Source organism: Lysinibacillus sp. FSL M8-0355 (genome assembly GCF_038008985.1).
GTDB lineage: Bacteria > Bacillota > Bacilli > Bacillales_A > Planococcaceae > Lysinibacillus > Lysinibacillus fusiformis_D.
Map to the genome: position 1 here is coordinate 1,201,185 of NZ_JBBPAI010000001.1, position 24,573 is coordinate 1,225,757.

The following is a 24,573-nucleotide window of genomic DNA, read 5'->3' on the forward strand; positions in this document are numbered from 1 at the left end:
AATTAAATGAAAAAACGTAAATTTGGTTTAGTATTAACATCAGTATTAGCGGCAAGTGCTATTTTAGGTGCTTGTGGTACGAAAGACGACGAAAAACCTGCAAAAGACAATGACAATGCTTCAGGCGGCGACAAAACAGAAGAAACTTTCTCAGTAGCAATGGTTACTGATGTAGGTGGCGTTGATGACAAATCATTCAACCAATCTGCATGGGAAGGTGTACAAGCTTACGGTAAAGAGCACGGCTTATCAAAAGGTGATGGTTTTGATTACCTACAATCAAAATCAGATGCAGACTATGATTCAAATTTAAATGCATTATTACGTCGTGACTTCAATTTAATTTTCGGTATTGGCTATATGATGGAAGATGCAATGGCTGCAATTTCTGAGGAAAATCCAGATGGCCAATTTGCAATCATTGATGCTGAAGTAAAAGCAGACAACGTAGTATCAGTAATGTTCAAAGAGCAAGAAGGTGCTTTCTTAGCGGGTGTAGCGGCAGCGAAAATGTCTAAATCAGGTAAAATCGGCTTCGTAGGTGGCGTAGATATCCCAGTTATTAATCGCTTTGAAGCTGGATTCCTTGAAGGGGCAAAAGCTGTAAACCCAGATATCATCATCGAAGATAAATACACAGGTGCATTTGATAAAGCGGATGTTGGTAAAATTACAGCAAGCGGTATGTTCTCATCAGGTGTTGATGTAATCTTCCACGCTGCTGGTGCAACTGGTAACGGTGTATTCTCTGAAGCAAAAGAACGTAAGAAAAAAGATCCAGAGGCAAACATTTGGGTAATTGGTGTAGATGCTGACCAATACGAAGAAGGTAAAGTAGACGATAAAACAAACGTAACATTAACTTCAATGTTAAAAGGTGTTAATACAGCAGTAGTAGATATTTCAAATAGAGCAAAAAATGGTGATTTCCCAGGCGGAGAAACACTTACTTATGGTTTAGCTGAAGACGGTGTTAAACTTGCAGATTCACGCGGTGCGATTCCAGAAGATGTACAAAAAGTAATTGATGAATATAAAGAGAAGATTGCTAAGGGTGAAATCAAAGTTCCAGAAAAAGTGGAAAAATAATTCAACTCTTGATCATCATAAGGGACTTTTAGAAGGACCTTATGATGATTTTTCAATCTATCGTTATATTTAGATTATTCGCAATACTCTATTTAACTAGATTTATAGGAATCTTATAGAGGTAAATCATGATGGTAATAAGTTAATAGAAGAAAGGTTTCTAACGATGACCTTTCCTGTATTAATTTAGCAAAACAACTACCTCTATAGGTAGGTTTAGATCAAGCAATAATTCTAGCCTCTGGTAGAAATCGACTACTGGACGTATGGCTTATCTGTACCATCAATCATGTAGCAGCAGATACTATACGCTAAGGCAAAAATACTTAATAAGTGCCTATTAAGGGAGTGACAATTTTGGAATATGTGATTGAGATGCTTGGAATCCGTAAAGAATTCGGGAGTTTCGTGGCGAATAATAACATCACCCTCCAACTGAAACAAGGCGAAATCCATGCATTGCTTGGTGAAAATGGTGCAGGTAAATCGACTTTGATGAACGTCCTTTTTGGTTTATATCAACCAGAGGGTGGCGAAATTCATGTTCGTGGGAAGGCTGTAAAAATTACAAACCCGAATGTTGCCAATGATTTAGGAATTGGCATGGTGCATCAGCACTTTATGTTGGTAGAAAACTTTACGGTTACAGAAAACATTATTTTAGGCACGGAGCCTACTAAAATGGGTATTGTCAATATAAAAGATGCGGCGAAGAAAGTACACGCACTTTCTGAAAAATATGGATTGGATGTTGATCCAAATGCCAAAATCGAAGACATCACAGTTGGTATGCAACAACGTGTTGAAATATTAAAAACATTGTATCGTGGTGCCGAAATTTTAATTTTTGATGAACCCACGGCTTCATTAACACCACAAGAGATTACAGAATTAATTCAAATTATGCGTCGACTGATTGCAGAAGGTAAATCTATTATTTTAATTACGCATAAGCTAAAAGAAATTATGGAAGTTTCAGATCGTGTGACGATTATCCGTAAAGGAGAAGGGATTGGCACTGTTGTAACCGCTGCCACAAATCCTGATCAATTGGCTGAAATGATGGTTGGCCGTCAAGTTGAATTTAAAACAGAAAAAATTGACGCAAACCCAACTGAAGAAGTGCTATCGATTGAAAAGTTGGTAGTAACGGATTACCGAGATATTGATAAGGTAAAAGGTTTGAACTTAAATGTTTGCAGAGGTGAAATCGTAGGTATAGCTGGTATCGATGGTAACGGTCAGTCCGAATTAATCGAAGCCATTACAGGACTACGTAAAATCAAAAGTGGGACAGTTAAGTTAAATGGCAAAGATATTACCAATATGAAGCCTCGTAAAATTACAGAGGAAGGCGTCGGTCATATCCCACAAGACCGTCATAAGCATGGTTTAGTGTTAGATTTCCCGATTGGTCATAATATTGCACTGCAAACGTATTACCAACCTCCAATTGCAAAGGGTTTTGTCATGGATTATAAAAAAGTGTCGGAAAAAGCTCGTCAAATCATTGAAGAGTATGATGTGCGTACAGGTAATGGTGAAATGACACCGGCTCGTGCATTATCTGGAGGTAACCAACAAAAAGCTATTATCGGTCGTGAAATCGACCGTAATCCAGATTTATTAATTGCTGCTCTACCAACACGTGGACTTGACGTAGGGGCTATTGAATTCATTCACTCTCGTCTCATTGAGCAACGTGATAAAGGAAAAGCCGTTCTGTTAATCTCATTTGAATTAGATGAGGTCATGAATGTATCGGATCGTATTGCTGTTATTTATGATGGACAAATAGTAGATGAGTTAAATCCAAAAGAAACAACAGAACAAGAGCTAGGCTTACTTATGGCAGGGCAAAGTAAAAAAAATAATAAGCATGATGCGAAGGAGGGGAACGACTAATGTCAAATCGTGTCATTAATCTACTCGTTCCTATCATCTCTATCATTATCGGTTTAATTGTAGGGGCTATCGTTATGGTAGTCAGTGGCTATGACCCAGTAGAAGGTTATATTGCTCTTTGGACAGGTATTTTTGGAGATTCATATTCAATTGGGAACACAATTCGTCAAATAACACCTTATATTTTGGCAGGTCTTGCAGTAGCATTTGCATTCCGCACAGGACTGTTCAATATTGGGGTTGAGGGTCAGCTGATTTTAGGTTGGCTAGCAGCAGCTTGGGTAGGATACGCATTTGAGCTACCTAAAGTTATTCACTTACCATTGGCATTACTTGCTGCTGCAGCTGCAGGTGCATTTTGGGCCTTTATTGCAGGTTTCTTAAAAGCGAAATTTAAAGTCCATGAAGTTATTGCGACAATTATGCTCAACTATACTGCGCTTTATATTGCCAACGCAGTGATTAAAAAATTGTCCGATGGAAGCTTTAAAACAGAACGTATCCATGAATCAGCTTCTTTACGTTCTCCGTTTTTAAGAGAGCTTACAGACAATTCAAGTCTTCACTATGGGATCATTGTTGCACTATTAATGGTAGTAGTTATGTGGTTCATTTTAGAAAAAACAACACGTGGATACGAGCTAAAAGCAGTAGGCTTTAACAAAAATGCTGCCGATTATGCAGGTATGAGTGTTAATAAAAATATTATTTTAGCGATGACGATTTCAGGAATGTTTGCAGGTCTTGGTGGTGCGATGGAAGCTTTAGGTACATTCCAAAACGCATCTATTAAACCTGGCTTTACAGGAATCGGTTTTGACGGTATCGCCGTTGCGCTACTTGGTGCGAATACACCACTTGGGGTAGTGTTTGGAGCATCACTATTCGGTTCATTAAAATATGGTGCATTAAATATGCCAAATGCTGCAGGTATTCCAGAAGAAATCGTATCCATTATCATCGCATTGATTATCTTCTTCGTTGCATCAGGCTATATTATTCGAGTAGGCTTGCAAAAGCTGAGCAAGAAAAAGGAGGGACAATAACATGAGCTTTTTAGAAATGTTATATTTCATCATCCCTTCAGCGATTCTTTATGCAACACCTTTGATTTTTACTGCTATCGGTGGAGTATTCTCTGAACGCTCTGGTGTAGTCAACATCGGGCTAGAAGGCTTAATGATTGTCGGTGCTTTTGTTGGTATTTTTGTCAATTTAGAATTCGCTTCATCATTAGGTGTGGCAACGATTTGGGTAGCGATGTTAGCAGCTATGATTATTGGTGGGATTTTCTCTCTTTTCCATGCTGTTGCTTCGATCTCTTTCCGTGCCGATCAAACAGTTTCAGGTGTAGCCATTAACTTACTTGGCTTAGCTGCTACAGTTTTCTTAGTTAAAATGATTTATGATAAAGGTCAAACGGATATGATTACACGTCCAATCGACCGTTTCGGTATTCCTTATTTAGAGAATATTCCATTCTTTGGTCCTTTATTGTTCCATGATGTTTACAGCACATCTATTTTAGCATTTGCGGTAGCCATTGGTGCTTGGTTTATTATCTATAAAACACCATTCGGCTTGCGTTTACGTGCTGTAGGTGAACACCCAATGGCGGCAGATACAATGGGGATTAATGTTAATAAAATGCGCTATATTGCCGTTGTTATTTCTGGTGCATTAGGTGGTCTTGGTGGTGCAGTCTATGCACAAACAATTACACATGACTTTTCGCATGCAACAATTGCTGGACAAGGTTTCATGGCCATTGCCGCTATGATTTTCGGGAAATGGCATCCAATTGGTGCATTAGGAGCAGCCTTATTCTTCGGTTTAGCGCAAACATTAAGTATTGCAGGAAGTCAAATTCCATTCATCGAGAATGTACCAGCCGTTTATCTGCAAATTTTACCATACGTCTTAACAATCCTTGCATTAGCAGGCTTTATTGGTAAAGCGAATGCTCCAAAAGCAAGTGGACAGCCTTATATTAAAGGTAAACGTTAAGAAAAATGAATCAAAAAGACTGAGTGAACGATGCTCAGTCTTTTTTTACATATGAAATTGGTGTATTTTTTAATTTTTCCCATACATACTTTGGATTCTTTTTGCAATTATAGACAATAGACATGTATAGTATGTGTAGTACATCGTTATATTAAGAAGGATAGGAGGGTTTCATATGTTTAAAACAATACCTTTTGCAAAAGGTGTCAATTTGCATATCCGACAAACAACCCAATTTAAAACCGTAAATTTTTCGATTAAATGGAGAAGAGCATTAACTGCTAAAAGTGCATCGGAACGTACAGTGTTAACCAATGTACTACAGCATAGTAATGCTAAATATAAAACAACTGCTGCTTTCCGTAGCTTTTTAGATGATTTATATGGTACTGTTTTATATTTTGATACATCAAAACGAGGTAATGAACATACGGTGCTAATGAATGTGGAGACTGTGAATGATCATTATCTAGCAAATACAAGTGTCTTAAACGACGTACTTGGTTTATTGCACACAGCTATTTTTGAGCCTAATTTAGAAAACGGTGTCTTTAAGGAATCGATTGTAGAACGGGAGAAGAAAACAGTCATTCAACGGATTGAATCTATTTTTGATGATAAATCTCGTTTTGCTCAGTTCCGTTTACAACAAATCTTGAGACCAAACGAGCCTGCATCGATTTCGGCTAATGGTAGCGTAGAAGAAATTCAAAAAATTACGCCTGCTTCTTTATTTGAGGCATACCAATCCATGCTCGCTAACGACAAAATAGATATTTATGTTGCTGGAGACATTAATGAAGAGGAACTTGTAGCGAAATTAAAAAAAGCGCTACCATTTAATGATCGCACACCAGAGGAAGTGCCAGCAGTATTACCACAACAGCATCCTGACAATGATTACGTAAGAGAACAGCATGAAATGAAACAAGGTAAGCTTCATATTGGCTTTAGCACGCCTATTCGATTTGGAGATGCTGATTTTGCTAAAATGCAGATTTTTAATGGCATTTTTGGAGGCTATCCTCATGCTAAATTATTTATGAATGTGCGTGAGAAAGAGAGTCTTGCTTATTACGCATCAAGCTCCTATGCATCGCATTACGGTCTTCTGTTTGTTGTTTCTGGGATTGAAGCTAAAAATGAAGAAAAAGCATTGTCTTTAATTAAAGAACAACTTGCTGTCATGCAGGCTGGAGACATTACAGATTTAGAGCTGGAGCAAACAAAGGCTATGCTGACAAATCAGCTAAAAGAGTCCTTGGATTCTGCGCGTGGACAAATTGAAATTTTTGACCAATATAAAGATTTACCTGAGGAATTCTCTGTTGAAGCCTGGGCAAATAAGTGGAAAGCTGTAACAAAGGAAGACGTTGTTGCAATGGCTAAGCAAGTGCAGCTTGAAGCGGTCTATTTCTTATGTGGAAAGGAGCAAGCCGCACAATGAAAACAATTGAATTTAAACAACTAGATGAAACACTTTACTATGAAAAACTAGACAATGGCTTAGATGTATATATTTTACCAAAAAAGGGCTTTTCCAAAACATTTGTAACATTTACAACAAAGTACGGCTCTGTTGATCGTACGTTTGTACCAATCGGTGAAACGGAAAGTATTACAGTGCCAGATGGTATTGCACACTTTTTAGAGCATAAAATGTTCGAAAAAGAAGATGGTGATGTTTTTCAAAAATTTAGCGAATATGGTGCTTCGGCGAATGCCTTTACGTCGTTCACACGCACAGCTTATTTATTTTCATCTACTGACAATATATATAAGAGCACAGAAACTTTATTGAATTTTGTGCAAGAGCCATTCTTTACAGAAGCTACTGTCAACAAAGAAAAAGGAATTATTGGGCAAGAAATTACGATGTATGATGATCAACCAGACTGGCGTCTATATTTTGGTACGATTGAAAATATGTATCATCAACATCCTGTAAAAATTGATATAGCAGGAACGATTGAATCGATTGACGGCATTACAGCAGAGCATTTATATACGTGTTACAATACGTTTTATCATCCTTCAAATATGTTATTATTTGTCATTGGCGCTGTAGAGCCAGAGGAAATGATGACTTTTATTCGTGACAATCAAGGTAAAAAAGAGTTCCCAGAGCCAACACCAATTCAACGTTTCTTTGATACAGAACCAACAGACGTAGCGATTAAAGAACGTACATTAAATATGGATGTACAAAAGCCGAAAATTTATGTTGGTTTGAAAGCAAAGGATACGAATTTATCAGGACAGGATATGTTAAAGCATGAGCTGTCTGTTCAAATCGCGCTTGAACTTATTTTTGGCCGTACATCTAATTTTTATGAACGTGTCTATGAAGAAGGTTTAATCGATGAGACATATGCATTTGATTTTACGTTAGAAAATGGCTTTGGTTTTGCCATGATTGGTTCGGATTCAGCAGAGCCTGATAAATTGGCCCAAGCGATAAAAGAAGAATTAGTGAAATATGAGGGGAATAGCCAATTGGATAGTGCTGGTTTGGAACGTATAAAACGTAAAAAAATTGGCTTCTTCCTACGAGCATTAAATTCGATTGAATTCATCGCAAACCAATTTACACGTTATTCCTTTAATGATATGAATTTGTTTGATGTGGTACCAGTTCTTGAAACATTAACAATAGAGGATTTACACAAAGCCTTTACTTCTATTCAAGGAGAATCCCAACAAACAGTCTTTAAAATTTTGCCAAGCAAGCAGGGAGCACAGTGAAAAAATTTGCCCTTGTTTTAGGCGCATCAGGTGAGATTGGTCGTGCCATTTGTCAAAGTCTTGCAGAAGATGGATGGTCCATCTATGTGCATTATTCGAATAATAAAAATGCGGCACATAAATTATGTGATTCGCTTTCTAAAACCTTCCCTGCACAAGAGTTTATGCTTGTGCAGGGGGATTTTTCTATTTTAACAGGAGCGGAAATGGTAGCCGCGCAAATTTTTAATGTGCAGGCCATTGTCTTTGCAAATGGGCAGGCACATTATTCGCTGCTCGAAGATACAACAGTGGAGGATATGGATGCTTTATGGCGTGTCCACGTTCAAAATCCAATGCGACTGACAGCTTTACTATCTGAGAAACTGCGTAAGCATGAGGTGAGCTATGTATTATTCATTGGCTCCATTTGGGGAGAGGCTGGCTCAGCGGGTGAGGCACTTTATGCAACCGTTAAGGGAGCACAACATGCTTTTGTCAAATCCTATGCAAAAGAAGCGGCACTATCCCGTATTCGAGTAAATGCTGTTGCTCCAGGGTTTATAAATACGTCAATGAACAGCCATTTAAATCAAGAAGAACTTAATTATATTTTAGAAGATATTCCTTTAGGTACCATTGGTCAGACAAAGGATGTAGCTGAAATGGTACGTTTTTATTTGTCTGGTAAAGCAGATTATGTGACAGGACAAATCATACGATTAAATGGCGGTTGGTACATATAATATTCTTTTTTGCACATACTACATGTGTAAAGGAGGAGGAAATATGACCATTTTAGAAAACTGGCAAAAATGGACATCGTTTTTAGGACAAAACGTTATGCAAGCTGAATCGAGTGGTATGCCGAAGAAAATGATTCAAACGGCTGCTGTCCAAATTGGGGAATATTTAGCGACAAATGTCGATCCTAAAAACGAACAAGAGCGAGTGCTGTCGGATTTATGGGGCGTTGCCTCTGAAGATGAGAAGCATGCATTAGCGAATTGTGTCATTAAGCTTGTACAAAATAAGCATGTGCAGTAAATAAAAGAGGAGAGCCAATCTCCTCTTTTTTCTATATAAAAAAGCTATTTATCTACGAAAAAGGGAACGTATGTAAGCCTAATCTACATGCATCAAAAAAAATTAGTAAATAACGCCGTAATTCCATGTATTCTAACTTTCCATTACATAAAAAATCAGCTATGATGGAACTTATAAAGGATTTTTTACGTTAACTAATAGGAAGGGAACGAGTGTGTTGAGCGATTGGTACTTTGAATATGAAATTCAGGTGAATCGCCCTGGATTATTAGGAGATATTGCTTCACTTTTAGGGATGCTTCGTGTCAATATTATATCAATAAATGGTGTCGATGAGGACCGACGTGGTATGTTAGTGCATACAGACAATGATGAGGCGATTGAACGTTTTCGTACAATTGTTTCGACAATGGAACATATTAACGTAACCAAATTTCGACAACCAAAACTTCGTGACCGCCTAGCTATTCGGCATGGTCGTTATATTCCTCGAGATGCAGACGAAAAAAACACTTTCCACTTCGTAAGAGACGAACTTGGTATTTTAGTCGATTTTATGGCAGAGCTTTTTAAAAAAGAAGGACATAAGCTAATTGGTATTCGTGGTATGCCACGCGTTGGAAAAACTGAATCCATTGTAGCTGCAAGTGTTTGTGCCAATAAAAAATGGATTTTCTTATCGTCTACAATGATTAAACAAACTGTTCGTAATAAACTTGTGGGAGACGAATTTAGTCGTAACAATATTTTTATTTTAGATGGTATTGTGACTCGGCGTTCATCTGATGAGCGACATTTGCAATTAGTGCGTGAAATGATGAATATGCCTTGCATTAAAGTTGTTGAGCATCCAGATATGTTTGTGCAGCATTCAGAATATAAAATAGAGGATTTTGATTATATCATTGAATTACGTCATCACACGGATGAAGAAATTACTTATGAAATAATGGAAAAAAATCACATGTCCGAATCCGATTCATTTGGAGGATTTAATTTTTAATTTGATGTTAAAGTAGGTGTTATTAGTGGCAGAATTAGGTACTCGACTGAAAGAGGCGAGACTGTCTAAAGGCTACAGCTTAGACGATTTACAAGAAATAACGAAAATTCAAAAGCGTTATTTAGTAGGAATTGAAGAAGGCAATTATTCCATTATGCCTGGTTCGTTTTATGTACGAGCTTTTATTAAGCAGTATGCAGAAGCTGTTGGTTTGAACGCAGAGGAAATTTTAGAGACTTATAAAAAAGAACTACCGAGTACTCCAAATGACCAAGTAAGTCAATCGATGACGAATAGTCCAAGTAGAAGAAAAGTTACGAAAGGCCCTTCGAATAAAATGATGGAGGCTATGCCAAAAATCATTGTAGCTTTATTTATCGTTGTAATCATTGTGGCCATATGGATACTATGGCAATCTAAAAATAGTTCAGGGACAAGCGAAGTAGAAAATACTACTCCTGAAATGGAATATGATACTAATATTCAACCAATTGATAGTGAAAAGGATAAAAAAGACAAAGAAAATAAAGATGCACAGAAAAAAGATAAAGAAGATACAAACTCTACAGAGGAAACACCAACTGATGAAGATCAAACTGATCAAACAGAAGAGATGAAGCAAACAATTTCCGCGGGGACGGTTGAGGCGGATGGGGCGACGACTTCTTATACCTTAACAGGTACAGATACAATGAAAATTAAAATCGAAGTATCAGGTCCTACATTTGTGGGTATTCGCAACCAACAGCAACAAGAATTATTAACGGACACACGTGTCTATAATGCTGGAGAAGTAGTTGAGTTTGATGCTACAACACAAAACTATGTACGTGTCCGTCTTGGTAATTCAACGCAGGCTAAAATCTATATTAATGACGAACTTCTACCGTATGCACAGCAGATTGTAACGCAAAATATCGTCATCAATTTCAATAAAGAACAGTAGTCATCAGGTGATGGCTACTTTCTTTCATCATGAAAGGTGTTAGAAAAATGAACATTCCAAATAAAATTACCATCTCTCGAATTTTGCTTATTCCATTTTTTGTCATCGTGATGATGTTTGATTTCCACTGGGGAACTTTGACACTATTTGGCGCTGAGATGCCGATTCACCATTTTATAGGTGCACTTATTTTTATCTTTGCTTCAACAACAGATTGGGTGGATGGTTATTATGCACGTAAGTATAATCTTGTGACAACATTTGGGAAATTTTTAGATCCCTTAGCTGATAAATTACTGGTTTCAGCAGCCTTCATTTTAATGGTAGAACTTGATATGGCACCTGCCTGGGTAATCATCATTATTATTAGCCGTGAATTTGCCGTAACTGGCTTACGTTTGATTTTGGCAGGTGAGGGAGAAGTTGTTGCTGCTAATCAGCTCGGTAAAATCAAAACTTGGGCACAAATTGTAGCGATTGCAGCTGCTCTTTTACACAATACAATCTTTACACTGTTTGGTATTCCATTTGATACGATCATGCTCTATATTGCATTGTTCTTTACGCTTTGGTCTGGGTGGGATTATTTCTATCTAAATCGACGTGTTTTACTTGAGTCTAAATAAGAAAGGTCTTGTGAATCATGAATGCTGAAATTCTTGCGGTTGGCTCAGAACTATTATTAGGTCAAATTACGAATACAAATGCGAGATTTATCTCAAGTCAATTATCCGAGCTTGGTATCAACGTTTTTTATCATACGGTAGTAGGCGATAATACGAAACGTTTAGAACAGGCTATTGAAGTGGCGGAGACTCGTGCCGATTTAATTATTTTTTCGGGAGGACTTGGACCTACGAAAGATGATTTAACGAAGGAAACGATTGCTCGTCATCTTGGTGTTTCGCTTGAGTCTGATGATGTAGCATTAACGTATATTGAGCAATTTTTTGCCAAACGAGGTCGTCCAATGACGGAGAATAATCGGAAGCAGGCATTAATTTTAGCTGGCAGTGAAGTGCTAGCCAACCACCATGGAATGGCGCCAGGTATGATTTTCACAAAAAATGACCGCACCTATATTTTACTTCCAGGACCACCAAAAGAGCTGGAACCTATGTTTCAATTTGAAGCAAAACCAAAGCTTGCTGCGATGCTTAATGATGGAGGGATCATTGCATCACATGTGATGCGTTTCTATGGGATTGGTGAAGCAGAGCTTGAGGTACGAGTTCAAGATATTCTAGATGCCCAAACAAATCCTACAGTTGCCCCACTTGCCTCTGATGGAGAAGTAACATTACGTGTTACAGCTAAAGCGGCTACAGAGCAGGAAGCTCAACAGCTTATAGCTACAAAGGTTGCTGAGATACAGGCACTTGTGGGAGATTATCAATATGGTGTAGATGACGACTCTCTTGCCTCTAAAACGGTAGAAATGCTACTTGATAATCAGTTAACCATTGCTGCCGCAGAAAGTTTAACAGCTGGGTTATTTCAATCTGAGCTTGCGGAAATTCCTGGGGTAGGCAATGCACTGATTGGTGGCGTTGTTACCTATGCTGCTGATGCAAAGATAAAACAGCTTGGCATTTCAAAAGAATTAATTGATACACATGGTGTCGTTAGCAGTGAGTGTGCGGCGGCAATGGCAAGTGCTGTTCGCGAAAAGTTTGCTACTAATATTGGAATTGGTCTTACAGGAGAGGCTGGTCCGACAGCGCATGATCACCAGCCAGTAGGTACGGTTTGGATTGGTATTGCTATCAATGATGAGGAGCCACTTACTTATTTACTGCATTTATCAGGCATGCGAAATACAAATCGACTACGTGCGGTGAAATTTACATGTCATTATTTAATGCAGCTTTTAGAAGAACGCGGTTATACAAAACGATATTAAATAGAGTGAAATAGAAATTTGGGTAGAGGAAAACTATCCAAATTTTTATTTTGAAGAAAAATCGAATAAATGTTCGCTTTTTTCTTGCGCGTTTTCTTAAAAACAAGTATAGTAGAGATAGATAAAAACAGTGAACAGTTTTCGAAGGAGGAAAATGAATGAGTGATCGTAAAGCAGCCTTAGAACAGGCTCTAAAACAAATTGAAAAGAATTTTGGTAAAGGTTCCATCATGAAACTTGGTGAAAGAACCGATTTAGAAATTGCGACATCTTCAAGTGGTTCGCTAGCACTTGATGCAGCATTAGGCGTAGGTGGTTATCCACGTGGACGTATTATCGAAGTATATGGTCCTGAATCATCTGGTAAAACAACAGTTGCTCTACATGCTATTGCAGAAGTGCAGGCAACAGGTGGACAAGCAGCATTTATCGATGCAGAGCATGCATTAGACCCAATCTATGCACAAAAATTAGGTGTTAATATTGATGAGCTATTATTATCACAGCCAGATACAGGGGAGCAAGCACTTGAAATTGCAGAAGCATTAGTGCGTAGTGGTGCTATTGATATTATTGTTATTGACTCTGTCGCTGCCTTAGTGCCAAAAGCAGAAATTGAAGGCGATATGGGTGACTCTCATGTCGGCTTACAAGCACGTTTGATGTCTCAAGCATTACGTAAGCTTTCAGGTTCGATTAATAAATCAAAAACGATTGCTATTTTCATTAACCAAATTCGTGAAAAAATTGGTGTCATGTTCGGAAACCCAGAAACAACACCAGGTGGACGTGCGCTGAAATTCTATAGCTCTGTCCGTTTAGAAGTGCGTCGTGCAGAAGCAATTAAACAAGGTAATGATATTGTTGGTAACCGTACAAAAATTAAAATTGTTAAAAATAAAGTAGCGCCACCTTTCCGTACAGCTGAGGTAGATATTATGTATGGAGAAGGAATTTCTAAAGAAGGCGAAACAGTTGATTTAGGTGTAGAATTAGATATTGTGCAAAAAAGTGGTTCTTGGTATGCATATGGTGACGAACGCCTAGGTCAAGGTCGAGAAAATGCTAAACAGTATTTAAAAGAAAATGTAGCTGTTTTAGAAGAAATCGCTAATAAAATTCGAGCTTCTTATGGTATCGCGGCTTCTTCTTATACAATTGCAGCACATGATGAAGAAGAGATGGATGACGAATTAATGTTGCTTCTTGAAGAAGAAAAATAAACGATTGCATTGTTCCTGCTTTATTTAAGGGGACAATGCATTTTTTTGTCTATAATCTTCAATTTTTACACATAATAAGAGAGAGGCTCTAAGCCTTAGACGTGTTATTTCTAATGTACTGTTTTTATGGTAATTGTTTTGAAGGTGAATTTTTTTCTAGTGTAAAAGTAATAGGGAAAAAATTCACTGAATGGATAGGACTTACTTTTTTTTATCCGATGGGGCGAGCAGACGCCTGACTAACCTTGACAGAGTTTGAGGCTAGCTATACAATTAAATATGTATAATTTCTGAATTATGACTTTAAATAGGCAGTACATTTTGTCTTCATTTAGCAAATGTTTATAGTGAAATGGACATTACACTTTTTAAGATTTCCTTGTTATGGGTGGTTGTTGTTCCTTTTCAATAGATGTCTAAACACCTACTGAATGAAGCGAAAGCTTTGGCTAATAAAACGGATTTTGCACAAGTAAAATCTAGCACATTTTTGCCAAAGTGACATAGATGTATGCGCCGACTGAAACTGTAATACCCAAATAGCAAGAGGAGGTGTTCATATGGATGGAATTACTATCATCTCCGCTTTGCTTGGACTCATCGTTGGTGCCGCTGTTAGCTATATCTACATGAAAAAAGTGAATGACTCAAAAATCACTGGTGCTAAACATGTCGCTGAAACAATCGTTGAAGAAGGAAAACGAGAAGCGGAGGCAATGAAGAAAGAAGCACTACTTGAAGCCAAAGATGAAACTCACAAATTTCGTACTGAAGCCGAAAATGACATTCGTGAACGTCGTTTAGAACTTCAAAAACAAGAGAACCGTTTATTGCAAAGAGAAGAGAATCTTGATCGCAAGGATGATGCTCTAAATAAGAGAGAAGCAAGCTTAGAGCGTAAAGAACAAGCTCTAGCTGAAAGACAACAGCATATTGAACAGATGGAGAGCAAAGTGGATGAGCTCGTTGCATCACAGAAAACAGAGTTAGAACGTATTTCTGCTTTAACTAGAGAAGAAGCTAAATCAATTATCCTCAATGAAGTAGAAAAAGAACTGACAACTGATATAGCTGTGATGACGAAGGAAGCTGAAACACGTGCAAAAGAAGACTCAGATAAAAAAGCACGTGAAATTTTATCATTAGCACTACAACGCTTTGCTGCAGATCACGTAGCAGAAACAACTGTCTCTGTTGTGAACTTGCCGAATGATGAAATGAAAGGTCGTATTATTGGTCGAGAAGGCCGTAATATCCGTACTTTGGAAACGTTAACAGGCATTGATTTAATTATTGATGATACGCCAGAAGCCGTTATTTTATCAGGCTTTGACCCAATTCGTCGTGAAACGGCTCGACTTGCACTTGAAAAACTTGTACAAGATGGTCGCATTCACCCAGCTCGCATTGAGGAAATGGTGGAAAAAGCTCGTCGTGAAGTGGATGAACAAATTCGCGAAACAGGTGAGCAAACTACATTTGAAATTGGTATTCATAACTTACATCCGGATTTAATGAAAATTTTAGGCCGCATGAAATATCGTACAAGCTATGGACAAAACGTCCTAAAACATTCAATTGAAGTCGCACATTTAGCAGGATTACTTGCTGCTGAACTTGGTGAAGATGTAGCATTAGCTCGTCGCGCAGGTTTATTACATGATATTGGGAAAGCAATTGACCATGAAGTTGAAGGTAGCCACGTTGAAATCGGTGTGGAATTAGCAACGAAATATAAGGAACATCCAGTCGTTATTAACAGTATTGCTTCGCATCATGGTGATACAGAAGCAACATCTGTCATTGCGGTATTAGTCGCAGCAGCTGATGCATTATCAGCAGCTCGTCCAGGAGCACGTAGTGAAACACTTGAAAACTATATCCGCAGACTTGAAAAGTTAGAGGAAATTTCAGAAAGCTATGATGGCGTAGAAAAATCTTATGCAATTCAAGCTGGACGCGAAATTCGAATTATTGTACAACCTGAAAAAATTGATGATTTAGCCTCCCATCGTCTTGCGCGAGATATCCGCAAACGTATTGAGGAAGAATTAGACTATCCAGGTCATATTAAAGTAACAGTCATTCGCGAAACACGTGCTGTGGAGTACGCGAAATAATATTGAAAGTTAGAGGTTTCTTTAGATTCATATCTAGAGAGCCTCTTTTTTACTTTCAGTAGAGTCATGTTTAAGGAGCCCTTATCATAAAAAAGAACAAGGCTATATTTTGATTAACGATGAAAGATGTGATGATCCTGATTGATCTCCATGCACATGTATTATACGGTGTAGATGATGGACCGAAAAATGAAAGAGATTCCTTGAATATGTTAAGGCAAGCTGCTAAAGAAGGAATTACAGAAATCATTTGTACATCTCATGCCATGCACCCACAATATCATGTCCCATATAAAAAAGTCGAAGAGCGAGTCAAGAGTTTACAACAATTGTTACAGCATGAGCAAATACCAATTACACTCCATACTGGCCACGAAATACGCTTACATGATGAGCTTCCTACACTACTTCAGCAACAACAGCTCCATACATTAGCAAAGTCCAACTATATTTTATTGGAACTTCCTTCTAGCACTATCCCCGCCTATACGGTAGAGATGATAAGACAATTAAAAATAGCGGGTTATAAACCCATTTTGGCCCATCCTGAACGAAATATGGCTATTAGAGAAAATCCAAAAAGGCTGAATGCCCTCATTCAACAAGGGGTATTTACACAATTGACGGCGGGTAGTTTAACCGGATTGTATGGTAAGGAAGTACAGCGATTATCACTTGCTTTAGTGAGGGCCAATTACATTCATATGATAGGCTCTGATGCCCACGATCTACGCACAAGATGCTTTTATTATCAAGCAGCACTGCAATATCTGGAGAGAAAGAAAGAGGGAGATTCGATCAATCGCCTCTTAACGAATAATGCAAGCATTTTAGCAAATAAGCCAATTTTGCCACTCGAATTGGATGATATGGCTTTAAGGAAACGATGGTATTTCTTTCATATGTCTTTGTAGGATTTGAGCGTGACAATCACATGAAAATATTCTACACATTAATGTTTAGCACACTTATTTTTATGAGTCTCATGCAGCCAGTCGCTGGTATTTATCATAAATTATCTTTAGTAATCGGCTTGTTCATCATAGTGATATCTGTACTCCTGCATAAAAAAATACATATTCACAATGTACAAGCCTGTGTTTTCTTTAGTCTGTATACATTTTTTTGTGTCATAGCAGCAGGTATGAATCAGGACATGATTTTATTGAAAAACAGTTTACAATTGATGTGCCTGTTTATAGCTGTTTCTATTTTTTTTAATGATCTTGTGAAAGCACAAGTATTAGAAATCGTGTTAAATAGTGTGCTAATCGCCTATATCCCATTTTTAATGCTATGTTTTCAGCAAGCACATTATATGTTTGAAGCTTTTGCTGGTGTATTTGAAAATCCAAATACAATGGGGTTTTCTATGATTGGTTTAGTGATAGTAGTATTAATGAAACTGTATAACGTGACAATACAGATGTTACATGGGCAACAAAAGGTAAAATACATGCTGTCTTTTATACTTTATACGGTCGTCTATTTAATTAGTTTGTATGTTATTTTGCTATCAAATGCGCGTACATCATTATTAACCGTTGCTCTTGCCACAGTTGTTGTCATGGTTTGGATTGTTAAAAGCATGAACAAAACCTTCCTGCCCTTCATAAAGTTGGTCACATTGTTTACATGTTTAGGTGTAGTTGTAGTAATGGTAATGATGAAAATGGACATGATGCAAGAGGCGGTACAAAGTATTCTATTAAAAATGGAGAAAAAATCTACGAACATAACAGATGGTCGCCTTGAAATTTGGCAATATGTTTTTGAGCATTTTCATTTTTGGGGACACGGTGTTGAATCATTGTGGTCTATAGGTGTTTCCCATGCACATAATACATTGATTAATATTTTACAGGAGGCAGGCTTGCTGGCACTGGTTAGCTACTGTTTGTTTCTTTTTGCCATTGCCAAGGGTTATCGTCAGATGAATGAACAGCTTATCGTTTTTACAGCCTTGGTCGTGGTTGCCGTATTAGGGGTTTCTACATTTGAAATACTTTATTTTAATATGCTTCATCTCCTTGTATTTGTTGTAAGTGGAAGTATGAGGGATAGGGGCAAAAGAGCGACTTTGTCCGAATAACCAGTAGGCTTGTTTAATATACTTTATTAATATTGTGCACGATTTGCCTATTAGGAGGGGATCCATTTGTGAATGAAGAAATGACAATACAAAGTCTCATAAAAGTATTGCTAAAACGCTGGTTCTTCATCCTCATGCTCATGCTTCTATCTATGGGCATCGCTATATTGATAAGTTATTATATTCAAACGCCGATATATGAAGCGGAAACGCAATTATTGGTCAATCAAAAAAGCTATGAAAATCAGCAACTAGTAGGTGCACAAAATGTTGATACGGATCTGCGACTCATTAATACGTACAATGTGATTATTAAAAGTCCTGTTATTTTAGCGAAGGTTATTGATGTACTGTCACTTGATACGACACCAGATGAATTAATGAAGCAAATAGAGGTTTCAAGCGCCAATAATTCCCAGGTGGTGAATATTCGCGTACAGGATAAAAATGAAGAGAATGCAGTGAAAATCGCCAATTCAATTGCCGAAGTGTTTAAAGAGGAAATTCCTGTCTTGATGCATGTAGACAATATTAATATTCTTTTTGTTGCCCAAAGCAGTGAGCAGCCAGTACCAGTAAAGCCAAATAAAATGCTGAATCTTATTATAGCTGCTATTTGCGGCTTCGCTTTGGCTATTGTGCTAGCGTATTTTTTAGAAACGATTGATAGGACCATTAAAACAGAGCAAGATATCGAGGAGATTTTATCATTACCAGTGATTGGGGTCGTCAGTAATATCGAATTACAGACGAGAAAAAAACTGAGGGTCAGGGGGCCATCCTAATGTTTTTTAAGAGAAAAACAAAGAAAATACCAATGGCTCGAAAGCTGATCACCGTTTCCGATATGTCGTCGATTCCATCAGAGCAATATCGAACAATTCGCGCAAATATTAAGTTTTCACAGCCTAATCGAGATGTGAAGACGATTTTAGTAACCTCTTCCATTGCTGGCGAGGGAAAATCTACAAATGCGGCGAATATTGGTGTGGTATTTTCGCAAGAGGGTAAAAGCGTGCTGATTGTAGATGCTGATATGCGTAAACCTACTTTGCACCATACGTTCTATCTAGACAATATTTTAGGGCTTTCCTCAGTATTATCACGGCAATCTGCACTACAAGAGGTGATTCAAGAAACTTTCGTCGAAGGAGTAGATATCATTTCGAGTGGGCCAATTCCTCCCAATCCGACAGAGTTATTAGCTTCAGAAACGATGACCTCCCTCCTGGCTGAAGTGAAAAATATATACGATATCATTATTTTGGACGCACCACCGTTACTTTTTTTATCGGACGCACAAATTTTATCGAATAAATGTGATGGCACCCTTTTAATTGTCAATACAGGGGCGGTTGGGCAAGCAGACGTTATCAAATCGAAGTCAATCTTAACAGTTTCTAAGGCTAATATTTTAGGTGTTATCTTGAATAACTATAAGATCAAGGGCAATACGTACGAGCATTATTATGGCAAAGAATAAGGATGGAAAATAGCTTTGAAAAAAATTTTGCATATTATTCCAACAACAGATTTCGGCGGTATTACATCGATGGTTGTCGACATTTGGACGAATACGAATAAATCAATGTACCATTTTGATTTTCTATCGTTTAATAAAGGGCAATACCATGAGACATTAGTTCAACAGGGCTCCAAGATATTTTACGAAACATACATTACCCAGCAAGGACCACTTGCTTATATGAGGAAACTTTATCGAATCCTAAAGCAGCAACAATATGACGCAGTTCACGATCATACAGGCTATCGAGCGGTCTTTACATTGCTGGCAGCTCGTTTAGCGGGTGTTCAATGCCGTGTTTTACACAGCCATACGAATGTTGCTGAGGAGTGGAACAATAAGATTATGTTAGCATTGTTGAAAAGACTAAGTGTTTACAATGCAACAAAATTGGTGGCATGTAGTCAAAAGGCGGGGGAATTTTGTTTTAGTAAAAGGCCTTTTGAAGTAATAGCAAACCCAATTGAACTTCAAAAAGTAAAATGTATATCATTTGAAGAGAGAAAAAAATGGAGAGAAGAACTAGGGATAAAAGATGATGAATTAGTGTTAGGGCATATTGGACGCTTTGTACCAGTGAAAAATCATTCTTTTTTAATTGAACTCTCCGTCTATTTAAAACAGCGAGGTATCCCTTTTCAACTATTTTTGATAGGGGATGGGCCTTTAGAGCAAGAAATTCGACAGCTCGTCCAACAAAAAAATGTAGAGGACTGTGTACGAATTTTAGGACAGCGTGCAGATATACTCACGCTCCTTCAACTCTTTGATAAATTTCTCCTGCCATCACACTTCGAGGGCTTTGGGATTGTCCTTTTAGAGGCACAAGTTTGCGGGACACCTGCTATTGTTTCTTCCTCTTTACCGAGAGAAGTAGATTTACATATTGGTTTAGTGCATTATCTAGATCTACATGGAGAGATTGATAGTTGGCTTCAGGCCATTGTAACTCAGAATGGTCAAGTGGATCACCAAATGATTCATGACCATATTAAAATGAAAGGACTTGATGCACAAGCGATTGCAAGCAAATTGTGCACGCTCTACATATAACGAAACTACATCAAAGGATGAGACTATTCAAAAGAAGATTAAAATTACGCATATCATCACGACCATTGGCCTTGGTGGAGCAGAGGCCATGCTTTATCGTCTCTTAGAAAACATGGATCGGGATGGTTATGAGGTAGAGGTCATCTGTTTAACGGAGATGGGAACGTATGGTGAGTTAATAGAAAAGCAATTAAATATTAAGGTAACGATATGCGATCTGCGTAGCAATCGTGTCAACGCGTTTATGAATTGCTATCGTTTATGTCAAGAAAGCGACATTATTCAAACATGGATGTATCATGCTAACTTACTAGGATATATCCTAGCGATATTGCTAAAAAAGAAATTAATTTGGGGAATTCACCATAGTAATCTCAATAAACAAGATAATAAACGCCGGACAATTTTTATTGCCAAGCTTTGTGCAAAATTGTCAAAACGTGTAGATGCTATTATTTCATGTGGACCAAAAGTAAAAGAAATCCATGAAGCGATTGGCTACAGTGGTAAGCAGCATCGTGTCATTGTTAATGGCATCAACACAGATCAATATCAGCCAAGCACGAAGAGGCAATATTTTGTAGAACAATTTGACATCATCAATCAACCCATTTTATTGCATGTTGGCAGATGGGACCCATTAAAGGATTATGAAAATTTGATGGCTAGTGTAAAAAAGCTAAGGCAGCAACGGCAAGATTTTTATTTGTTTTTAGTAGGCTTTGAAATTGATGATGCCAATAGGGATTTACTACAACTGATTGAGTCGGCCCAGTTAGAGGAAGTGACGTTCTTATTAGGCAGTAGAGAGGATATTCCACAATTAATGGCAGCAGCTGATGTATTCGTTTTATCCTCAGTAGGAGAGGGGCTACCGAATGTGCTAGTGGAGGCATTGGCAAGCGGCACATGCTGTGTCACAACGAATGTTGGAGATTGTGCTTATTTGGTCGGGAATAGTGGTGAGGTTGTAGCTGCCAAGGATGCAGAGGCTTTAGCAAGTGGAATTAATACGGCTTTAAATTACAGTTCACGGCAATATGCACAAAAAGCGAACCTTGGTCGTGAACATGTGTTAGCAAATTTTCAAATTCAACAGGTTGTTGCGCAATATCAATCATTATATCCAGCAATTCTAAAGGAAAGTCCATCCTAACTAATAGAAAGGTGTGCTCATGAAAGAAATAAAGATTGGAGCCATTCTTTCTTATATAACAATCGGCTGTACAATGCTCTCTTCACTCATTTTCACACCTATTATGATATCACTCCTTGGTCAGAAAGAATTTGGTCTATATTCCTTAATGATTGTACTTGTAGGTTATCTCTCCATTTTAGATTTGGGGTTAGGTAATGCTATTGTACGCTATATTGCTAGAAATCGAGCAGCAGCAGATCCAACATTAGAAGCAGCATTAAATGGATTTTTTCTGAAATTATTTGTTGGTATCGGCTGTCTTACTTTATTAATAGGATTTTTCTTATTTTCTCATGTGGATATTATTTTTGGGCAAAGCTTATCTGGGGAACAATTAGAAAAGGCCAGGTTAATGGGCTTTATAATGACGATTAGTTTAGCAATGCAATTTCCGCTAGGTGTCTTCACTTCCATCTTACAAGCATATGAAAAATTTATTTTTATTAAATTAACGACATTATTACAGGTGATTGTGCAGCCCCTGACAATGTTGTTTTTTCTTTTACAGGGAACAGATGCGGTGACATTGATCTATATTATTGCTATTTACAACATACTTTTTTTACTGTTAGATGCCATTTATTGCATGAAGGTGCTGTCCATCCAATTCACATTTAGTCTCCAAAATACAACTCTCATAAAGGAAATTTTCATCTATTCATTTTTTATTTTTATTACTGTGATTGTTGATAAAATTTATTGGCAAACAGATCAAGTGTTATTAGGCATATTTAAGGGGATCGAGGATGTTGCCATCTATGCAGTAGCGATTCAAATTGTGTTGATCTTTATGTCACTGGCTTTAGCGATTAGCGGATTGTTTTTACCTCGTATTTCTATGCTAGTGACAAAAGAAGATGGCTTAGTAGAAATAAATCAGCTATTCGTAAAAGTTGGCGCGATTCAATTTTTAGTTGTGGGCTATATATTAGGGGGCTTTTTTCTTTTTGGTCAAGAGTTTCTAGTATTATGGCTAGGTCAAGAGTTTATTGCCATTTATGCGATTGTCCTCATTATTATGGTGCCGTTTAGTATTGATCTCATACAAAATCTGGGTCTTAATGTGTTGAAGGCAAAAAATTTGTTTAAATTTAGAACCATTTTATTAATCATTGTTGCCGTTGCAAATATTTTTGTATCAATACCGGCTATTTACTTTTATGGCAAAATCGGTACCGCGATTGTTACAGCTTGTTCATTATTTATTGGAAATGTAGTGATTATGAATATGTATTACCACAAGAAAATTGGCTTGGATATCTTTAGGTTTTGGCGTACTATTGGCAGGCTAGTACTGGCCTTTGTTGTTGCTATTTGCTGTAGTGAACTTTTATGGGAACTAACAAACCCTTCAGTTACTTGGCTATCTATTAGCCTATCTATTTTTTACTACACGCTACTGGCAGGTATCAGTCTATTTTGTATTGCTTTGACGAAAAAACAAAAATCAAAGTGGCTAAAGCTTTTTCGTAAAGGAGGCGCAATATTTTGGCGTCCAAAATCTTAGTGAGCGTTATTGTACCTGTTTACAATGCTGAGCCCTATTTGGAGAAATGTTTAACAAGCATTTGTCAGCAAACATTAAAGGATATTGAGATAATTGTCATTAATGATGGCAGTGAAGATCAATCATTAACGATCTTACAAAAGTTTGCACAAATTGATGCACGTATGACCATTTTTACGAATGCCAATAGTGGTGTTAGTAAAGCAAGAAATGTTGGAATAGACCATGCCAACGGTCAATATGTTACCTTTGTTGATGCAGATGATTGGCTAGAGCTAACGATGCTTGAAGAATTGTATCAAGCATGTAAGCTGACAGGCTCTGCTATTGCAAAATGTGATTTATTTTGGCAAGCAGCGGAGGGCAGCAGGTCGTTATATTATCCATCCAACAGTTACTGTACTTACAGTGCCATTGATTGTTTACACAAATTATTTACTGAAATAGGAGAAACACATTTTGGTTTTGCCAGCTGTAAATTGTATAAAAAATCCTTTTTAGATTTCCATAGGCTACAGTTTGATGAAGCGATGAGCTTTGCAGAGGATACAGTGTTTCTGACAAGGGCTGTCATACAAAATCAGTCCATCTGTTATGTGCCAAGACAGCTTTATTATTATAATGTGGCGAATGAAAGCTCCTTAACAAAAAAAGCCATGGTCCATTTACGACACAATTATGATGTATTGTATAAAAAGCTTTTGAAGGAATTACAGGATGGCGAGGTTTATGCGGAAGTGAAAAATAGCTTTCTGAATTACCAATTGGAGGGGCTATTGATTATTCTTCATCAAAGTGCTACTGCACAAGAGATGAAGTATGAGATTCAATCCTTTTTAAAGGCTTATCCAGACGTATTAAAGGTTAAGTTAATGAAACGAAAGATGAAACAAATTGTTTTTTTAAAGCTTATCAAAAACAATTGGCTTACACTATCTTCAACACTAATTTATTTAAATGTGAAAAAGCATCAAGTGATTTCGCGTTGTTAGATTGATCTTGATTTAGCCGATGTTTTTTGCAATGAAGACGCCAACTGAAATAGGGAGACACCAAAAGGAGCAATAACGGTGTGACCAATATCATGTTGCTCCAAGGATACTGGTGGAGGTTATTGATATGGAAGAAAGCCTGCACGATGCAGGTCAGTTAATTGTTGTCACAGGTCGTGACGGTCTTAGGTTAACTTCTACTTGTTAGCTCGAAAAAATCTGGAAGCATTGTTTATCTG

The 24,573-nt window shown here is 37.6% G+C and carries 22 protein-coding genes; all 22 read left to right on the forward strand.

Features of this window, described 5'->3' with window-relative positions; translation table 11 throughout:
• Positions 1-6: 6 nt before the first annotated feature.
• The 22 genes from MKY46_RS05675 to MKY46_RS05780 all read left to right on the forward strand — a co-directional run bounded on the left by MKY46_RS05675 (position 7) and on the right by MKY46_RS05780 (position 24,334).
• Complete coding sequence (locus MKY46_RS05675) at positions 7-1,089, forward strand: BMP family lipoprotein (protein WP_058843929.1); 1,083 nt, start codon at positions 7-9, stop codon at positions 1,087-1,089.
• A gap of 357 nt (positions 1,090-1,446) precedes the next feature.
• Positions 1,447-2,994, forward strand: a complete 1,548-nt coding sequence (locus tag MKY46_RS05680; protein WP_330493459.1) for an ABC transporter ATP-binding protein — start codon at positions 1,447-1,449, stop codon at positions 2,992-2,994.
• Positions 2,994-4,040 carry an ABC transporter permease gene (locus MKY46_RS05685; protein ID WP_036121315.1) on the forward strand — a complete coding sequence of 349 codons (1,047 nt, stop codon included), beginning with the start codon at positions 2,994-2,996 and terminating at the stop codon, positions 4,038-4,040. Before MKY46_RS05680 ends, MKY46_RS05685 begins: the two co-directional genes overlap by 1 nt.
• 1 nt (position 4,041) lies before the next feature.
• Positions 4,042-5,001 carry an ABC transporter permease gene (locus tag MKY46_RS05690; RefSeq protein WP_330493460.1) on the forward strand — a complete coding sequence of 320 codons (960 nt, stop codon included), beginning with the start codon at positions 4,042-4,044 and terminating at the stop codon, positions 4,999-5,001.
• 175 nt (positions 5,002-5,176) lie between these two features.
• Positions 5,177-6,448 carry an EF-P 5-aminopentanol modification-associated protein YfmF gene (yfmF, locus tag MKY46_RS05695; protein WP_058843927.1) on the forward strand — a complete coding sequence of 424 codons (1,272 nt, stop codon included), beginning with the start codon at positions 5,177-5,179 and terminating at the stop codon, positions 6,446-6,448.
• A complete protein-coding gene (gene yfmH, locus MKY46_RS05700) occupies positions 6,445-7,746 on the forward strand; it encodes an EF-P 5-aminopentanol modification-associated protein YfmH (protein ID WP_330493461.1) in 1,302 nt (433 codons plus the stop codon). Before yfmF ends, yfmH begins: the two co-directional genes overlap by 4 nt.
• Positions 7,743-8,471 carry an elongation factor P 5-aminopentanone reductase gene (gene ymfI / locus MKY46_RS05705; RefSeq protein WP_036121304.1) on the forward strand — a complete coding sequence of 243 codons (729 nt, stop codon included), beginning with the start codon at positions 7,743-7,745 and terminating at the stop codon, positions 8,469-8,471. Before yfmH ends, ymfI begins: the two co-directional genes overlap by 4 nt.
• Before the next feature lie 43 nt (positions 8,472-8,514).
• Entirely contained in the window at positions 8,515-8,772 is a 258-nt protein-coding gene (locus MKY46_RS05710; RefSeq protein ID WP_004224939.1) for a DUF3243 domain-containing protein, read from the forward strand.
• Positions 8,773-8,989: 217 nt separating this feature from the next.
• Positions 8,990-9,775, forward strand: coding sequence for a DUF3388 domain-containing protein (locus MKY46_RS05715; RefSeq protein WP_008178931.1), 786 nt, complete (start codon positions 8,990-8,992; stop codon positions 9,773-9,775).
• A 16-nt stretch (positions 9,776-9,791) separates the two neighbouring features.
• Positions 9,792-10,721: a helix-turn-helix domain-containing protein gene (locus tag MKY46_RS05720; RefSeq protein ID WP_170829781.1), complete on the forward strand. Its 930-nt coding sequence runs from the start codon at positions 9,792-9,794 to the stop codon at positions 10,719-10,721.
• A gap of 47 nt (positions 10,722-10,768) precedes the next feature.
• The gene (gene pgsA / locus MKY46_RS05725; protein WP_330493462.1) at positions 10,769-11,347 is read left to right on the forward strand and encodes a CDP-diacylglycerol--glycerol-3-phosphate 3-phosphatidyltransferase; all 579 of its coding nucleotides are present in this window, start codon (positions 10,769-10,771) and stop codon (positions 11,345-11,347) included.
• 17 nt (positions 11,348-11,364) lie between these two features.
• A complete protein-coding gene (locus MKY46_RS05730; RefSeq protein ID WP_058843925.1) occupies positions 11,365-12,624 on the forward strand; it encodes a competence/damage-inducible protein A in 1,260 nt (419 codons plus the stop codon).
• Positions 12,625-12,782: 158 nt separating this feature from the next.
• A complete protein-coding gene (gene recA / locus MKY46_RS05735) occupies positions 12,783-13,847 on the forward strand; it encodes a recombinase RecA (RefSeq protein ID WP_036121272.1) in 1,065 nt (354 codons plus the stop codon).
• A 560-nt stretch (positions 13,848-14,407) separates the two neighbouring features.
• Complete coding sequence (gene rny / locus MKY46_RS05740; RefSeq protein ID WP_036121270.1) at positions 14,408-15,967, forward strand: ribonuclease Y; 1,560 nt, start codon at positions 14,408-14,410, stop codon at positions 15,965-15,967.
• 131 nt (positions 15,968-16,098) lie between these two features.
• Positions 16,099-16,881, forward strand: coding sequence for a tyrosine-protein phosphatase (locus tag MKY46_RS05745; RefSeq protein ID WP_330493463.1), 783 nt, complete (start codon positions 16,099-16,101; stop codon positions 16,879-16,881).
• A gap of 20 nt (positions 16,882-16,901) precedes the next feature.
• A complete protein-coding gene (locus MKY46_RS05750) occupies positions 16,902-18,059 on the forward strand; it encodes an O-antigen ligase family protein (RefSeq protein ID WP_089932159.1) in 1,158 nt (385 codons plus the stop codon).
• 68 nt (positions 18,060-18,127) lie between these two features.
• Positions 18,128-18,844 carry a YveK family protein gene (locus MKY46_RS05755; protein ID WP_089932015.1) on the forward strand — a complete coding sequence of 239 codons (717 nt, stop codon included), beginning with the start codon at positions 18,128-18,130 and terminating at the stop codon, positions 18,842-18,844.
• Complete coding sequence (locus tag MKY46_RS05760) at positions 18,844-19,542, forward strand: CpsD/CapB family tyrosine-protein kinase (RefSeq protein WP_036121265.1); 699 nt, start codon at positions 18,844-18,846, stop codon at positions 19,540-19,542. Before MKY46_RS05755 ends, MKY46_RS05760 begins: the two co-directional genes overlap by 1 nt.
• A gap of 15 nt (positions 19,543-19,557) precedes the next feature.
• Positions 19,558-20,637 (forward strand): glycosyltransferase, encoded by a 1,080-nt coding sequence (locus MKY46_RS05765; protein ID WP_244504797.1) that lies wholly within the window; start codon positions 19,558-19,560, stop codon positions 20,635-20,637.
• Positions 20,594-21,793, forward strand: a complete 1,200-nt coding sequence (locus MKY46_RS05770) for a glycosyltransferase (protein ID WP_330493464.1) — start codon at positions 20,594-20,596, stop codon at positions 21,791-21,793. Before MKY46_RS05765 ends, MKY46_RS05770 begins: the two co-directional genes overlap by 44 nt.
• A gap of 19 nt (positions 21,794-21,812) precedes the next feature.
• Positions 21,813-23,342 carry an oligosaccharide flippase family protein gene (locus MKY46_RS05775; RefSeq protein ID WP_330493465.1) on the forward strand — a complete coding sequence of 510 codons (1,530 nt, stop codon included), beginning with the start codon at positions 21,813-21,815 and terminating at the stop codon, positions 23,340-23,342.
• On the forward strand, positions 23,324-24,334 hold the full coding sequence (locus tag MKY46_RS05780; RefSeq protein WP_330493466.1) for a glycosyltransferase family 2 protein: 1,011 nt from the start codon (positions 23,324-23,326) through the stop codon (positions 24,332-24,334). The genes MKY46_RS05775 and MKY46_RS05780 overlap by 19 nt, the downstream gene beginning before the upstream one ends.
• The last annotated feature ends 239 nt before the right edge of the window (positions 24,335-24,573 follow it).

Coding starts and splice junctions, on each gene's coding strand:
- MKY46_RS05675 (WP_058843929.1), top strand. CDS start 7: ATGAAAAAACGTAAATTTGGTTTAGTATTAACATCAGTATTAGCGGCA.
- MKY46_RS05685 (WP_036121315.1), top strand. CDS start 2,994: ATGTCAAATCGTGTCATTAATCTACTCGTTCCTATCATCTCTATCATT.
- MKY46_RS05690 (WP_330493460.1), top strand. CDS start 4,042: ATGAGCTTTTTAGAAATGTTATATTTCATCATCCCTTCAGCGATTCTT.
- yfmF (WP_058843927.1), top strand. CDS start 5,177: ATGTTTAAAACAATACCTTTTGCAAAAGGTGTCAATTTGCATATCCGA.
- yfmH (WP_330493461.1), top strand. CDS start 6,445: ATGAAAACAATTGAATTTAAACAACTAGATGAAACACTTTACTATGAA.
- MKY46_RS05710 (WP_004224939.1), top strand. CDS start 8,515: ATGACCATTTTAGAAAACTGGCAAAAATGGACATCGTTTTTAGGACAA.
- pgsA (WP_330493462.1), top strand. CDS start 10,769: ATGAACATTCCAAATAAAATTACCATCTCTCGAATTTTGCTTATTCCA.
- MKY46_RS05730 (WP_058843925.1), top strand. CDS start 11,365: ATGAATGCTGAAATTCTTGCGGTTGGCTCAGAACTATTATTAGGTCAA.
- recA (WP_036121272.1), top strand. CDS start 12,783: ATGAGTGATCGTAAAGCAGCCTTAGAACAGGCTCTAAAACAAATTGAA.
- rny (WP_036121270.1), top strand. CDS start 14,408: ATGGATGGAATTACTATCATCTCCGCTTTGCTTGGACTCATCGTTGGT.
- MKY46_RS05745 (WP_330493463.1), top strand. CDS start 16,099: ATGATCCTGATTGATCTCCATGCACATGTATTATACGGTGTAGATGAT.
- MKY46_RS05750 (WP_089932159.1), top strand. CDS start 16,902: ATGAAAATATTCTACACATTAATGTTTAGCACACTTATTTTTATGAGT.
- MKY46_RS05760 (WP_036121265.1), top strand. CDS start 18,844: ATGTTTTTTAAGAGAAAAACAAAGAAAATACCAATGGCTCGAAAGCTG.
- MKY46_RS05770 (WP_330493464.1), top strand. CDS start 20,594: ATGCACAAGCGATTGCAAGCAAATTGTGCACGCTCTACATATAACGAA.
- MKY46_RS05775 (WP_330493465.1), top strand. CDS start 21,813: ATGAAAGAAATAAAGATTGGAGCCATTCTTTCTTATATAACAATCGGC.